Origin of the sequence: Streptomyces sp. NBC_00076 (assembly GCF_045041235.1) — a bacterium.
GTDB lineage: Bacteria > Actinomycetota > Actinomycetes > Streptomycetales > Streptomycetaceae > Streptomyces.
Map to the genome: position 1 here is coordinate 10007008 of NZ_CP108242.1, position 16000 is coordinate 10023007.

Annotated in this window: 6 protein-coding genes; 3 read left to right on the forward strand and 3 right to left on the reverse strand. The window is 72.8% G+C overall.

Annotation, left to right across the window (positions count from 1 at the left end):
* Positions 1–6: 6 nt before the first annotated feature.
* Positions 7–1254: a pyridoxal phosphate-dependent aminotransferase gene (locus OHA64_RS44675; protein WP_405622949.1), complete on the reverse strand. Its 1248-nt coding sequence runs from the start codon at positions 1252–1254 to the stop codon at positions 7–9.
* A 272-nt stretch (positions 1255–1526) separates the two neighbouring features.
* Here OHA64_RS44675 and OHA64_RS44680 point away from each other — a divergent pair, with 272 nt between their 5' ends.
* Positions 1527–3113, forward strand: coding sequence for a PH domain-containing protein (locus OHA64_RS44680; protein ID WP_405622950.1), 1587 nt, complete (start codon positions 1527–1529; stop codon positions 3111–3113).
* 41 nt (positions 3114–3154) lie between these two features.
* Here the strand turns inward: OHA64_RS44680 and OHA64_RS44685 are convergent, their stop codons facing one another.
* Both OHA64_RS44685 and OHA64_RS44690 read right to left on the reverse strand, forming a co-directional pair.
* On the reverse strand, positions 3155–5467 hold the full coding sequence (locus OHA64_RS44685) for a 2-oxo acid dehydrogenase subunit E2 (RefSeq protein WP_405622951.1): 2313 nt from the start codon (positions 5465–5467) through the stop codon (positions 3155–3157).
* 1 nt (position 5468) lies between these two features.
* Positions 5469–6419, reverse strand: coding sequence for a thiamine pyrophosphate-dependent enzyme (locus OHA64_RS44690; RefSeq protein ID WP_405622952.1), 951 nt, complete (start codon positions 6417–6419; stop codon positions 5469–5471).
* A gap of 507 nt (positions 6420–6926) precedes the next feature.
* Here OHA64_RS44690 and OHA64_RS44695 point away from each other — a divergent pair.
* A complete protein-coding gene (locus OHA64_RS44695) occupies positions 6927–8234 on the forward strand; it encodes a cysteate synthase (RefSeq protein WP_405622953.1) in 1308 nt (435 codons plus the stop codon).
* Complete coding sequence (locus OHA64_RS44700; RefSeq protein WP_405622955.1) at positions 8231–15997, forward strand: amino acid adenylation domain-containing protein; 7767 nt, start codon at positions 8231–8233, stop codon at positions 15995–15997. The genes OHA64_RS44695 and OHA64_RS44700 overlap by 4 nt, the downstream gene beginning before the upstream one ends.
* The last annotated feature ends 3 nt before the right edge of the window (positions 15998–16000 follow it).

Sequence of the window (16000 nt, forward strand, 5' to 3'; positions counted from 1 at the left end):
CCCGGTTCAGCGCAGTGTGGCCACGAACTTCCCCAGCCGGGCGATCCCCTCGCGGAGCTCGTCCGCCGACGCCGCGTAGGAGAGACGGACGTGCGTCTCGGCGGTGTGCACGCCGAAGTCCCTGCCCGGGGTGAGGGCGACGTGCGCCTCCCGGAGCGCTCGTTCGCAGAACTCCCAGGAGGTGAGGCCGGTGCGAGCGACGTCGAAGTAGACGTAGAAGGCGCCGTCGGGCGGAACCGGGACCGGCAGTCCGATCCGTGCCAGGCCGTCGAGGACGAGCGCGCGCCGCTCGGCGAACTCGACGCGGCGGGCCTCGCAGACCGCGAGCGACTCGGGGGTGAAGCAGGCCAGTGCGGCGTGCTGGGCGGGGGCGGACGCGCAGAGGAAGTAGTTCTGGGCCAGGCGCTCCATCGCCGGCACGAGCGCCTCGGGGACGACACACCAGCCGAGCCGCCAGCCGGTCATGCCGAAGTACTTCGAGAAGCTGTTGATGACGACGGCGTCGGGGTCCGACGACAGCGCGCTGCGCGGGGGCCCGCCCCGAGTGCCGTGGTCGCTCAGGTCGAGGTAGATCTCGTCGACGATGCGCCAGGCGTCGCGCTCGCGGGCGAGCGCGCAGATCGCCGCCAGCTCGTCGGCCGGGACGGAGGTGCCGGTCGGGTTCGACGGGGTGGCGATCATGACGCCGCGTGTCCGGTCCGTCCAACTCGACCGCACCGACGAGGCGTCCAGTTGGAACCGGGTGGCGGCGGTGGTGGGAACGAGCGTGACGTCGGCGCCGAAGCTCTCGACGATCTGCCGGTTGCAGGGGTACGACGGGTCCGCGATGAGTACCTCGTCGCCGGGGTCGACGAGGGCAGCGGTGGCCAGTACCAGGGCGGCCGAGGCGCCGGCGGTCACGACGACCCGGGCGGGATCGACGTCGACGCCGTGCTGATCCTCGTAGAACCGTGCGATGGCCTGCCGCAGGGCGGGCATACCGAGGGCCGCGGTGTAGGCCAGCGGCCGTCCGTCCATGGCCTCGCGCATCGCGTTCAGTACGGCCGGGGGCGCTCCGAAGTCCGGTTCGCCGAGGCTGAGTTTGACGACGTGGTGCCCCTGGGCCTCCAGCATCGCGGCCTGCTTGCCGAACTCCATGGCGTAGAACGGGGCGACGGCCTGGGCGCGTCGCGAGATCCGTACGCCGCTGACGCCGCTGTCGCTGATGCCGCCGTTGCCGACCGCCACGGGGCCGGTGCTCGTGAGGTGGTTCATGTCGTCTTCCTGGTTCGCCGGTGAGTTGGTTGCGGCACGGGAAACGCGCCGGTCGCACCCGAGGCGGGGCTCGGATCCGGGCGGATCCACCGCTCGGATCCTCGCACGCGGACCAGTGTCCGTTCACCCGTCGCGACGAGCGCTCCGCCCCGAAGGGACGGCCCTGGCCGTCCGCGGGCCGCACCGCGGACGACCCCGGCAGCGTTGCCGGTCCCGAAGCTGCCGGATTCCGCACATGCCCCCGCAGACCTGCCGGTGACAGGATCCTGGCCATGACCGATGACGGGGGAGTGAGGTGCCGTGCCCATTACAAGCGCACCCTGTGGTGTTTCGTCGGGGTCGGGGCGGCGGGGGCGGTCCTGGCCGCCGCGCGCACGGCGTACCGGGGCGGGCTCCCGGACGTGTGGACGGGCGTCGGCACACTGCTCGCCCTGGTGGGCGTCGTGTCGCTGCACGCGGTCACCGCGCGGGTGGACGCCGACGCGTACGGCCTGCGCCGGCGGACGCTGCTGCGCCGCAGCAGCGTGTCCTGGCCCGACATCGCCGACCTGCGCGTACGCCTGAAGTACGCGAACACCCCCCGGGTCCAGGAGACCCGAGGGGTCAGCCTGGTGCTGCGCGACGGACGGGAACAGCTCCTGCCCCTGCCCCGCAGTTGGACCCCCGACGACCCGGACTTCGACACGAAGCTGGCCGCGCTGCGCGCACTGCACCGCCGTCACGGAACCCCGGAGTCAAGTCATGTCCCCGTCATCTCGTACCGCACCGCCGGCCGTGGCTGGGCCAGGTCTCTGAGCCTGTGTGTGCTGCTGCTGGCGGTCGCCGCCGTGGTCGCCTGGTTCGTGCCGCACACCGCGTCTCAGGAGCGGGAGTGGAGGTCCGCCGCCCCGTGCACCGCCGAGACGCCCGACCCTGAGCGCGGGGAGTGCCTGAGCACCCGGCCGGCCGTGATCGCCCGCACCGAGGTCCACCGGCCCAAGCGGTCCAGCTGGCTGTACTTCTCCGACAGCCGGCCGCTGGAGCGGCTCGGGGTCTCACGGGAGGCCGCGCGCGAGTTCCGGCCCGGCGACAAGGTCGAACTGACCCTCTGGCGCGGTCAGGTCAGGGAGGTCGCCGGAACACGCCATGTGTGGCGCGAGCACATCACCGGCGCCGGGGACGTGGCGGTCCTCGCGGCCGGGTTCGCCCTCGCCGCGGGCTACCCCGCGGCCCAGGCACTGCTGCGCCTGCGAGGGCGTCGGCTGCCCGACGACGAGGTTCTCCCCTCGGCGCTTCCGTTCGCGGGCGCGCTCGTCGGTACAGCGCTGTGGCTGCTGCCGCTGTGCTACCTCCGTCCCACGACCCTGCTCAGCTCTCCCACGGCGATCTCCTGGACGGCCGCGGGGGCACTCGCCACCTCGGCCCTCCTCGTCCGGGCCTGGCGCGCCACCCGCGTCCGTACGCCCGTGGGGTCCGGTACGTCCGAGGAGCCGGCCGAAGCGGACGACGAGGAGGTGTTCCTGGCCGCCCGCTTCCTGGAGCACACCGACTACAACCCGTACGGCTTCGGCACCCACATCGTCCTCGGCGGCGGCGGTCCGCCCGCGGTGACGCCCCACCCCGGGCCGGACCGGTTCGCGGCGAAACCGATTCCCGTGGAACGGCTCATCGTCAGGAACGTGCGGCGTCCCCGGGGCAGTGACGGCGACACCGTCCCCAGAAGCTGGCACATCGCCGAACTCGACGAAGCGGGCACCCCGATCCGCCTCACGGCCGCTCCGGCCGACCTCACCCGCATTCTGCGCGAACTGGGCCCGGCCCTGCCGTCGCGCCGTGTCACGCCGCCGCCCGGTGGACGGACGTGGTCGTCCCACTCCTGAGGAAGCGGGTATACGGGCGCGGTGGTCGATCGTCGGACGCCTCACCCGGTCGGTGCGGCGATGCCGTCGACGACATGACGCAGGAAGCCGGCCGCGGTGCCGCCGTCGCAGACCCGGTGGTCGAAGGTGAGCGACAGCTGGACCACCTTGCGCACCTCCAGGCGGCCGTCCACCACCCAGGGACGGTCGAGGAGGCGGCCCACGCCGAGCATCGCGGCCTGTGGATGGTTGAGGATCGGAGTGGCGCCGTCGACTCCGAAGACGCCGTAGTTGTTGAGGGTGAACGTGCCGCCGGTGCGGTGTTCCAAGGGGAGCGTGCCCCGGCGGGCCAAGGAGGTCAGGCGCCGCAGTTCGGCAGTGAGGTCGTCGGGCGACAACCGCCCCGCGTCCCGGACGACGGGCACGACCAGACCGTTCATGGTCTGCGCGGCGATACCGAGGTGCACCCCTGGTGGGCGGACGATCTCCCCGCGCTCGGCGTCGACCCGGGCGTTGAGCTCGGGGAAGGCGGCCAGCCCGGTCAGGCACGCCCGAGCGAGCAACGGCAGCAGCCCGATGCCCAGGCGGTCCCGGGCGGCGAGCAGGCCCGTGGCGTCCGTGTCGGCCCAGATGGTCACGGCGGGGGTGTCCCGGTGACCGCGGACGAACTTCTCGGCGGAGGCGTCCAGGGGGACGCGCGTCTGTGCCTCGACGGCACCGGTCGGGCGACGCCGGTCGCCTGCCGGGGTGGTCCCGCCGCCCGCTCCCGCGCGGGCGCCACCCCCGACTCCGTTCGTCGCTGCCAGGGACCATCGCTGCGCGGCGTTGGTCCCGTAACCGGTGAGCACGGCACCGGAGCCGGCCGCCGTGACCGTGTGCGGATCGGCGGAGGCGGCGTTCCGGAGCGTGGGATCGGCGCCCGGGTCGGCTTTCTCAACGGTGAGTTCGGCATCCGACTCGGCTTTCTCAACGGTGAGTTCGGCGTCGGCGTCGGCATTCCTGATGGTGGGTTCGGCGCGCGGGACGTCCTTCCCGACTGTGCGTTCGGCACCCGACTCGGCTTCCCGTTCCGAGAGTGCGGCATCCGAGTCGGCTTCCCCGCCCGCGTCCGCTCCCGTCACCGTGAGCAGCGGTGCCCCCACCTGTACGACCTCGCCCTCCGCGCAGTGCAGGGCCGTCACCGCCCCGGCGTAGGGACTCGGCAACGTCACAGCGGACTTCGCCGTCTCCACCTCGACCACCGCCTGGTCGTGCTCGACGCTGTCGCCCACGGCGACCTTCCACTCCAGCACCTCGGCGTCCGCGAGCCCCTCACCCAGGTCCGGCAGTCGGAACGTCCGGCCGGTCGCGGCCCGCGCGGACCGTGCCAAGTTGACGCGTCGAGACGGTCGTTCGGCGTCGGAGGGGACCAGTCGGCGCAGACCGGCGAGCACCCGCTGCACGCCGGGCAGGTGGGCACTCTCCAACAGCGGTGGCGGATAGGGGATGTCGAAACCGGTGACCCTCAACACCGGCGCCCGCAGGGCATCGAAGCACTCCTCCTGGACCCGCGCCGCGATCTCGGCGCCCACGCCGGCGAAGCCCTGGGCCTCATGGACGACCAGGCATCGGCCGGTCCGTCGCACCGAGGCGGCCGTCGTACGGTCGTCCAGCGGGACGAGGGTGCGCAGGTCCAGGACCTCCACGTCCAGGCCCTCGGCCGCCGCCCGCTGGGCGGCCTCCAGGGCCACGGCGACCGACGGGCCGTAGGCCACCAGCGTCACGTCCCGCCCGGCGCGGCGGACCGCGGACGTGCCGAACGGCGCCGTGCGGACAGGGAGTTCGACGTTCTCCCTGGTCCAGTAGTGACGCTTGGGCTCGAGGAAGACCACCGGGTCCGGATCGTCGATCGCCTCGCGCAGCAGTGAGTACGCGTCCTCGGCCGTCGCCGGGGTCACCACCTTCAGGCCCGCGGTGTGCGCGTAGTACGCCTCGCTGGAGTCGCTGTGGTGCTCGACCCCGCCGATGCCGCCGCCGTAGGGGATGCGGACGACCAGCGGCAGGGGCAGGGCGCCCCGGGTACGGTTGCGCATCTTGGCGATGTGGGAGGCGATCTGCTCGAACGCAGGGTAGGCGAACGCGTCGAACTGCATCTCCACCACGGGCCGGAACCCGGCCATCGCCATGCCGACCGCGAGCCCGGCGATACCGGCCTCGGACACCGGTGTGTCGAAGCAGCGCCGGTCGCCGAACGCGTCCCTCAGACCGTCGGTGACCCGGAAGACGCCGCCGAGACGGCCGACGTCCTCGCCGAAGACGACCACCCGGTCGTCCGCGTCGAGCGCGTCCCGCAGGGCGGTGTTGAGGGCCCGCGCCATCGTCATGTCGGCCGCCATCTCAGTGATCCTCCAACTCGGCCCGCAGCAACGTCTGTTGAGCGGACAGCTGGGGGGTGGGCGCGGCGAGGACGTGGTCGAAGAGGCCCAGGGGGTCCAGGGCCGGGTCCACGGAGAGCCGTTCGCGTACCTCGGCGGCGTACTCCTCCGCCTCGGCGACCACGGCCTTGACGTCGGCGTCGGTCAGCAGGCCGCGCTCGACGAGCGCCGTTTCCAGCCGGGCGATCGGATCGCGGCCCCGCCAGTCCTCGGCCTCGGCGGCGGGCCGGTAGCGGGACGGGTCGTCGGCGCTGGTGTGCGGGCCCACGCGGTACGTGTGCGCCTCGACCAGCCACGGCCCGCCGCCCGCCCGCGCGTTCTCGACGGCAGTGCCGAGCACCGCGAGGACGGCGGCCGCGTCGTTGCCGTCGACCTGCTCCGAGCGAACGCCGTAGCCGACTCCCTTGTACGCCAGGCTCGGTGCCGCGCACTGGCCGGACATCGGTACGGAGATCGCGTACCCGTTGTTCTGCACCAGGAAGACCACGGGGGCCCGCAGCACGCCCGCCAGATTGACGGCCTCGTGGAAGTCGCCCTCGCTGGTGGCGCCGTCACCGACGAGCGCGAGCGCGACCGTGTCCGTGCCTTTGAGGTGTTCGGCGTGGGCGAGCCCGGTGGCGTGCGCGGTGTGTGTGGCCAGCGGGGTGCACTGGGGGGCGGTGCGGTGCCGTACGGGGTCGTAGCCGCAGTGGGCGTCGCCGCGCAGCAGGGTCAGCGCCTCGACGGGGTCGATCCCACGGCTGATCAGCGCGACGCAGTCGCGGTAGGTGGGGAACAACCAGTCCGTGGCCCGCAGCGCGAGGGCGGCGCCGACCTGACACGCCTCCTGCCCGAGGCTGGACGGATGGACCGCGAGCCGTCCCTGCCGGGCGAGCGCCGTCGCCTGCTCGTCGAAGCGGCGTCCGATGGCCATCTTCCGGTACGCCGCCAACAGCACGTCCGGCGACGGGGCGGTGTAGGTCCGGATCTCCTTCCGCTCCGGTTCACGCTCCCGCTCCGGCTCCCGCTTCTCGTTGTCCGACGAGTCGAATTCCAGAATTTTGCCATTCGATGACGGAGACGATGACTGATTCGATGACCGATTTGGTGCAAGAAAGGTAACCGGAACCGATGAAGGAAGCCAAGTGGAGCCGTCTTCCCCGTCCTTGGCAGCCGTATGCGTCGGCGTATCCATCATTTTCCCGTCAACCTTTCGTGAACGGTGAGTGCGCCTTGGATGTTCTATGGATCTGACGCTTTCTCAACCACCGCACCGATAAGAGGAGATGAAGCGGACCTGAACATTCCGCAGGTAGGTGAGGTGACAGTGGGTGCGTGTCAACTTGCGTTCAGGAAAAGGTAATTCCAGAGTCACCCACTCGTTCCGCCCGCCCGGTTCCAATTGGTCAGCGAAACGCGGCACTGCGGAAGGCAAGGAAAGATGTCCCGAGTACGCCCGGGAACACGTCACTACACGGTTGTCTGTTCCTCATGCGGAACCCGCTACGAGGATGACGGACTCGTCCTCGACTGCTCCCGTCGGCACGAACCGGCATTCCTGCGTACCGAGTACGACGGAACCGGCGCCCAAGCCGGTGTCGGCACCGGACTGTTCCGACATGCCCCGCTGCTGCCGGTCACGCGGACCTTCCCGGACGTGCCGGGCCCGGTCGTGCACCGCGCCCAACGACTCGGCCGCCGCATCGGCCTCGACCGACTGTGGGTCGCCTTTTCCGGCCACTGGCCGGAACGCGGGGCGCAGCTGCCGACCTGCACCTTCAAGGACCTGGAGGCGTACACGGTGCTCGGCCGGCTGCCCGCCGCGCCGCCGGTCCTCGTCATCCCGTCGGCGGGCAACACCGCCGCCGCCTTCGCCTGGGCCGCCACCCTTCACCGCGTGCACTGCCTGCTCGTCGTGCCCGCCCCGGCCCTGGAGCGGATGCGCTTTCCCGCACCGCTGGACCCCTGCGTACGTCTCGTGGTCCTCGACGGCGCCGCCACCTACAGCGACGCCATCGCCTGCGCCGAACTGCTCGCAGCGCTCCCCGGCCATCACGCCGAGGGCGGTTCGCGCAACGTCGGCCGCCGGGACGGCCTGGGCACCGTCATGCTGGCCGCCGCCGAGGTTCTCGGGCGACTTCCGGAGAGCTATGTCCAGGCCGTCGGCAGCGGTACGGGGGCCATCGGCGCCCACGAGGCGGCGCGTCGCGTCCGCGCGCACGGTGAGCCGCTGCCGCGCCTGCTGATGTGTCAGAACGCGCCCTTCGCGCCGTTGTACGACGCCTGGCGCTCTGCCGACCCGGCCCCGGTCCCGGTCCCGGCACATCGCGAACACGAGCCGCTGGCCCGCGAACTGACCAACCGCCGCCCGCCGTTCGCCGTTCGCGGCGGTGTCCGTGACGTGCTGACCGAGAGCGGCGGCGACGTGCGATGTACGGACAACGAGGCCGCGCTCGCAGCCCTGGCCCTGTTCGAGGAGGTCGAGGGCATCGACATCGAGCCGGGCGCCGGGGTCGCACTGGCCGCCCTGGCCGACGCCGCCCGGACCGGGCAGGTCCGACGGGACGAACTGGTGCTCCTCAACATCACCGGCGGCGGCCGGGCCCGTCAGGCCCAGGACATCGCCCTGGTCCCCGCCGAACCGTGGCTGCGCGTGGCGTGGCCCGGCCGCGACGAGGGTCCGCGCTGTGTCGCCCGACAGGTGGAACGAATGCTGACGGGCGCCGCTGCCGTCACGGAGGGCCGATGACCGTCGTACTGGAGCTGTCCGCCGCCCAGCGCTCGATGTGGTTCGGCCAGCGGCTCGACCCCGCCGGGGCCGCCTACAACGTCGGTGAGTACACCGAGATCCACGGCCCCGTCGATCCCGCGCTCCTCCGGGCGGCCGTGCGGGCGGTGGTGGACGCGACCGACACCCTGCGAGTCCGCTTCGCGGCGGACGACGACACCGTCCGACAGATCGTCGAGGACGCTCCGGAGTGGGACCTGCCCGTCGTCGACGTCTCCGGCGACCCCGAACCCCGGAGCACCGCTGGACCCCGGAGCCCCGCTGGACCCCGGAACACCGCCGGGCCGCGGAACACCGCCGGGCCCCGAAGCGCCGCCGGATCTCGAAGAGCCGCGGAGGCGTGGACGGCGGCCCAGGCCTGGATGGCCGAGGACTTCGCCACCCCGTTCGCGCTCGACCGCGCCCCGCTCTTCCGGTACGCCCTGCTGAGGCTCGCGGACGATCACTGGATCTGGTACCAGCGCTACCACCACATCGCCGTCGACGGCTACAGCTGCTCCCTCGTCGCGCGCCGGGTGGCCCACGCCTACACCGCTCTCGTCGCCGGTGAGACCCCCGCGCCGCCACCCGCGTCCCTCGCCGCGCTGGTCGCCGAGGATGCGGCCTACCGGGTGTCCGAACGGCACACGGCGGACCGGGACCACTGGACCCGCGCCCTCGCCGACCGCCCCGAGCCACCGAGCCTGTCCGCCCGGCCACCGCGCGTCGCCGACCGCTTCCACCGCCGCACCGGTCATCTCCCGGAAGCGGCGGGGGAGTCGGTGCACGCCGCCGCCGAACGCACCGGCACCCGCTGGTCGCGGGTCGTCCTCGCGGCCACCGCCGCCTACCTGCACCGGCTCACCGGAGCCTCGGACGTAGTGCTCGGCCTCGCCGTCACCGCCCGGGCGAGCGACACCGAACTCGCCGTCCCCGGCATGGCGTCCAACGTGCTCCCGCTACGGCTGACGGTACGTCCCGACACACCCGCCCACGACCTCGTACGGCAGACCGCGAGGGCCACCCGCGACCTGCTGGCGCGGCAACGGCACCGTGGCGAGGACCTGCGCCGGGACCTGGAGTGGCCGCACGACGGCCGGCGTTTCTTCGGGCCGGTCGTCAACATCATGGCGTTCGGGCCGGAGTTGCGTTTCGCCGGACACCGGACCACCCGCCACAACCTGTCCACCGGCCCGGTCGAGGACCTCGCCGTCAACGTGTACGACCGCGCCGACGGCCACGGCGTACGCATCGATCTGGACGCGAGTCCCGAGCACTACACGGATGCCGAACTCGGCGCCCACCACCGGCGTTTCGCTCACTTTCTGGAGCGGTTCGCGATCGCCGTGGGACAGCCCGGAGCCCCGGTCGGCCGGGTGGTGACGGCGCTGCCCGAGGAGCGTGCGGCGGCACATCTCGACGGTGCTCCGGTGAGCGCGGCAGCCATGGCCGTGCCGGGACTCCTCGCGGCCCGTGTCGCCGCCCACCCGGACGCCACGGCCGTGGTGTACGGCGAACGCGGCGTCAGCTACCGGGAGTTGGACCAGCGCGCCAACCGCCTCGCCCACCGGCTGCTGAACCTCGGTGTACGGGCCGAGGACCGGGTCGCGGTCCTGATGCACCGGTCCGACACCCTGGTCACCGCGCTGTTGGCCGTGCTCAAGGCAGGCGGCGCCTATGTGGGCCTCGACCCGCGCGCCCCGGCCGCCCGCACCCGGCGGATCCTCGCCGAGACCGGCGCCGCCCTCCTCCTGACCGACACCGCGCCCACCGAGACCTTCGAGGGCGTCGTCCCGGTCGCCGCCGACGATCCGACCCTCGGCGGCGAGGCGGACACGGACCCGGGCGTCCGTCCGCACCCCGCCCAACTCGCCTACGTCAGCCACACGTCCGGCTCCACCGGCACCCCCAAGGGTGTGGCCGTCACCCACCAGGACATCACCGCCCTCGCCACCGACTCGGCGTTCGCCGACGGGGCCCACACCCGGGTCCTCGTGCACTCGCCGACGGCGTTCGACGCCTCGACGTACGAGATGTGGGTACCGCTGCTGACCGGCGGCACCGCCGTGGTCGCCGATGCCGCTCGGGATGTCGACGCCTCCGCCGTAAGGAAGTTGACGACACGTCATGAACTGACGGCCCTGTGGTTGACCGCCGGGCTGTTCCGGCTGGCCGCCGAGGAGGACCCGGGCTGCTTCGCCGGGCTCCGGCAGGTGTGGACCGGCGGCGAGGCCGTTCCGGCCGCCGCGGTACGCCGGGTTCTGGAAGCGTGCCCGCAGCTCACGGTCACCGATGGCTACGGACCCACCGAGACGACGACGTTCGCCACCAGCCGCCCCTGCCCCTCGGGTGCGCCGGTGCCTGACCCGCTGCCCATCGGCCGCCCCCTCGACGGCATGCGCGCCCATGTGCTCGACGGCGCCCTCCAGCCCGTTCCGCGCGGCACGGTGGGCGAGCTGTACGTCGCCGGCCCCGGCGTGGCCCGCGGTTACCTGGGCCGGCCCGCCGCGACCGCCGAACGGTTCGTCGCCGACCCGTACGGGCCGCCGGGCGATCGGATGTACCGCACCGGCGACCGCGTCCGGATGACACCGGACGGCGAACTGGAGTACCACGGCCGAGCCGACGGCCAGGTCAAGCTGCGCGGGTTCCGTATCGAGCCCGGCGAGATCGAGGCGGCCCTCACAGCCCGCCCGGAGGTCGCCCAGGCGCTCGCCCTGGTCCGCGAGGACCGTCCGGGGGACCCGCGCCTGGTGGCGTACGTCGTCGGGGACGCGGCGGACCCGGGCGGCCTGCGCGACCATCTCGCCGGACACCTTCCCGACTTCATGGTGCCCTCCGCCCTCGTGATCCTGGACCGGCTGCCGCTGACCGCCAACGGCAAACTCGACCGGGCCGCACTGCCCGTCCCGGTCTCGGCGAGCGCACGTGCCGACGCCGCGCGCACCCCGCACGAGGAGCTGCTGTGCGCCCTGTTCGCCGACGTCCTGGGCCTGCCGGACGTCTCACCCCACGACAGCTTCTTCGCCCTCGGCGGGCACTCCCTGCTGGCCCTGCGGCTCATCGGACGGATCCGCAGCGCCCTCGGCGCCGAACCGACGTTGCGTGAGGTGTTCCGGACACCGACTCCGGCCGGGCTGGCCCGGTCGATGACCACAGGGTCGGCCGTGCGGCCGGCGATCCCCCGGCCGACCGCACGGACGGGCGTCGGGGAGCCGCCCCTGTCGTCCGCGCAGCGGCGGTTGTGGTTCCTGCACCGGCTGGAAGACGCCGGAGCCGCCTACCACATCCCGCTCGCGCTACGGCTCACCGGCGGCCCCCTCGAGGCGGACGCCCTGCGCGCCGCGCTCGCCGACCTCGTCGCCCGCCACGAGATCCTGCGCACCGTCTACCCCGACACCGACGGCATTCCGAGTCAACTCCTCCTAGGGCCCGCCTCCGCGCGGCCCGGGCTGACCGTCGAGAACGTCACCGAGGCCGAACTGGCCTATCGCCTCGTCGAGTTGGCGGCCCGGGAATTCGACCTGGCCGAGGACCTTCCGCTGCGCGCCCACCTCCTCGCCCTCGGCGCCGACGACCACGTACTCCTGCTCGTCCTCCACCACATAGCCGCCGACGGGTGGTCCCTCGCGCCCCTCTTGCACGACCTGTCCACCTCCTACCGGGCCAGGTTCGTGGGGCAGCCGCCACAGCAGTCGCCCCTGCCCGTGCAGTACGCCGACCACAGTGTCTGGCGGCGCGACGTCATCGGCCGGCTCGACGAACAGCAACTCACCTACTGGAAGGGGGCGTTGAATGGGATCCCCGACGAGCTGACGCTCCCCGCCGACCGCCCTCGGCCCGCCCGTGCCACCCACCGTGGCGGGGACGTTCCCGTCCGGCTGGACGCGGACCTGCACCGACGCCTGCGCGCACTGGCCGCCGAGAGCGGCACGACCGTGTTCATGGTCGTACAGGCAGCACTCTCCGCCCTGCTCACGCGGCTGGGTGCGGGCACCGACATCCCGCTCGGCACCCCGGTCGCCGGCCGCTCCGACGACATGCTCGACGACCTGGTCGGCTGCTTCGTCAACACCCTGGTCCTGCGCACCGACACCTCCGGCGACCCGACCTTCCGGGACCTGCTGGACCGGGTCCGGGACACCGACCTGGCCGCCTACACACACCAGGATCTGCCCTTCGAGCACCTGGTCGAGGCCCTCAACCCGCCCCGGACACTCGCCCGGCACCCGCTCTTCCAGGTGATGCTCGCCTTCCGCCCCACCGTCGCCGCCCGCCTCGACCTGCCGGGCCTCGAGGCGCGGACGGTGCCCGTGGAGACCGGCGCCACGAAGATCGACCTGACGTTCAACCTGGGCGAGTGCCGCACGTCCGACGGCGCGCCGGACGGCATCGAGGGCGTCCTCCAGTACAGCGCCGATCTCTTCGAGCGGCGCACCGCCGAGGAGCTGGCCGCCCGTCTGGAGAGACTGCTGCGGGCCGCGGTCGACGATCCGGGCCGGACGATCGGCGCACTCGACATCCTGGCCCCGGACGAACGCCACCGTCTGCTGGCCGAGTTCAACGACACGACACGGGAGATCCCGGAGACCACGTTCCCCCGGCTCTTCGAGGCACGCGCCGTCGAAAGCCCGGACGCGGTCGCGGTGACGGACGCGGAGACCTCGCTCACCTACGGCCAACTGGACTCCCGAGCCGACCGGTTGGCGCGCACGCTGGTGTCGCACGGCGCCGGTCCTGGGCAGACCGTCGCCTTCTCACTGCCCCGTTCCGTGGACCTGGCGGTCGCGGTGCTCGCCGTCCTCAAGGCGGGCGCCGCCTATCTGCCGCTCGACCCCGAGCATCCCGCCGAGCGCACCGCCCACCTGCTCTCCGACGCGGCCCCCGTGTGCGTGGTCGCCCGGGACCGGATCCCCGCCGACGTGCCGGTCGTCCACCCCGACGCCACCCCGGACGACCCGGACCTGCCCCTCAGCATGGCCCGCCCCGCAGACCCCGCCTATCTGATCTACACCTCCGGTACCACCGGCCGCCCCAAAGGTGTCGTCGTGGAACACCGCAACCTCACCGCGTACGTGGCCCGGTGCGTCGAGGCGTACCCGAGCCTGCGCGGTGCCTCGCTGTTGCACGCCACCATGTCCTTCGACGCCACCGTGACGACCCTGCACGGGGCGCTCGCCGCCGGCGGTCGCGTTCACATCGCCGCGTTCCACGAGGCGGGCGCCGCGTCCCTGTCCGACGGCTACACCTTCCTCAAGGCCACCCCCAGCCATCTCCCGCTGCTGCCCGCTCTGCCGCACGACCTCTCGCCCGCCCAGGAGTTCATGCTGGGCGGCGAGGCGCTGGTCGGCGAGGCCCTGCGCGCCTGGCGCCACGACCACCCGGACATCCGGCTGATCAACCACTACGGCCCCACCGAACTCACCGTCGGCTGCACCGACCACCGCATCGAGCCCCATGAGGCCCTTCCGACCGGTCCGGTGCCCATCGGCCGACCTATGTGGAACACCCGGGCCTATGTGCTGGACGCCCACCTGAACCCGGTACCGGTCGGGATCGAGGGCGAGCTGTATGTGGCCGGCGCCCATGTGGCTCGCGGCTACTGGCGTCGGCCCGGGCTGACCGCCGAACGGTTCGTCGCCGACCCCTTCGGGCCGGCGGGCGAGCGTATGTACCGCACGGGTGACCTGGCCGTGCGCCGCGCCGACGGGGTCCTGGAATTGCGGGGGCGGGCCGACGGCCAGTTGAAGATCCGAGGGCTCAGGATCGAGCCCGGCGAGGTGGAGGGCGTACTCGCCGCCCATCCCGGAATCGCCCAGGCCGCGGTGGCGGTACGTGAGGACACGGCAGGCATCCGGCGCCTCGTCGGGTACGTCGTCGCCGCACCCGGCACCGCCGCCGACCGCGCCGCACTCCTGGCGCACACCGGCCGCCACCTTCCCGCGCACATGGTCCCCGAGGCCGTCGTGGTGCTGGACGCCCTGCCCATGACGCCGAACGGCAAGCTGGACCGCACCGCCCTGCCCGGGCCGCCCGCGGACCGGGATACCCCTCCGGGACGGACGGCGCCCCGCACCCCGCAGGAGGAGACCCTCCGGAAGCTGTTCGCCGACGTCCTCGACGTCCCGCCGGACGAGGTGGGTGCCGACGACGGCTTCTTCGACCTCGGCGGTGACAGCATCACCTCGATTCACCTGGTGAGCCGAGCGATGACCGAGGGACTGCGGCTGACTCCGCGTGATGTCTTCGAACAGCGGACCGTCGCCGGGCTCGCGGCACTGGCAGCCGCCCGACCGGCCTCCGCACGGCAGGCGGAGCCTGAGGAGGCGGTGGGCGAGCTGCTTCTCACTCCGGCCATGCACCGCTTCCTCGACCGAGGCGGTCCGATCGACTCGTTCAGCCAGGCGGCCTTGCTCGTCACCCCCGCCGACGCGGACGAGAAGCGGCTGACGACCGCACTCCAGGCCCTGCTGGACCACCACCACGCCCTGCGGATGCGGCTCACTGCCGCCGACCGGACGGCGACCGTCCCACCGCCCGGAAGTGTCGACGCGAGCGCCCTGTTGCAGCGGATCGAGGTGCCGGACGGTGACTTCGCGCCCGCAGTGGAAAAGCTGGGCAACACCGCTCCCGGCCTACGCCCGGAAGCAGGAAGGCTGCTGGACGCTGTCTGGTTGGACGCCGGACCGGGCCGCCCCGGCCGCCTTCTGCTGACGGTCCATCACCTGGCCGTGGACGGTGTGTCCTGGAGCCTGCTGCGCTCCGACATGGCCGCCGCCTGGCGCGAGGAGAAGCTGTCCATGCCGGGCACCTCCTTCCGGGAATGGGCCCGGTTGCTGCGCAGTGAGGCCGATACGCCGACGCGGGTGGCCGAACTGGCCGTATGGCGGAAGCAGTTGGCCGCGCCCGACCCGCAGCTCGGGGCGCGGCGGCTGGACCCGGCACGGGACGTGGCCGGCGCGATGCGTCACCTCACCCGGGAACTCCCGGCCGAGACCACCACCTTGTTGCTCACCACCGTGCCCGCGGCCTTCCACGCCGGACCCGACGACGTGCTGCTCGCCGGGCTGGCCGCCGCGTTCGTCCGCCGGCGACGCCCGGCAGACGGCCACCCGGCTCTGCTCCTCGACATCGAGCGGCACGGCCGCGAGGAGATCGCCGACGGTGTGGACCCGTCCCGGACCGTCGGCTGGTTCACGAGCGTCGTGCCCGCCCGGCTGGACCTCGCCGGCGTCGACCTCGACGACCCGGCCGACGTCCTCAAACGCGTCAAGGAACAGCTGCGGTCCGTACCCGACCACGGCATCGGCCACGGCCTGCTCCGCCACCTCAACCCCGCCACCGGACCGGCCCTCGCCGCGCTCCCGGTCCCGCAGATCGGCTTCAACTACCTGGGCCGCACGCCCACGGAGCCGACCGACGACTGGTCGACGGCGCCCGAAGAACTTCCCGGGCTGTCCCCGCTGGGCGCTGCCCACGACCCGGGCCTGCCCGTGGCGCACGGTCTGGAGATCACCGCCGTGACCGACGCCGCCGGCCGACTCGCCGCCACCTGGTCCTGGGCGCCCGGCATCTGGTCGGAGGGTGACGTGCGCGCCCTCGCCGACCTGTGGTGCGAGGAACTGGCCGCCCTGGCCGACGGTACCCGGGCGGGCGGGCACACCCCGTCCGACCTGCCCCTGGTGTCCCTGTCCCAAGCAGAGATCGACGAACTCGAAGCCGAGTTCGGAAGCGAGTGGAGGTAACTC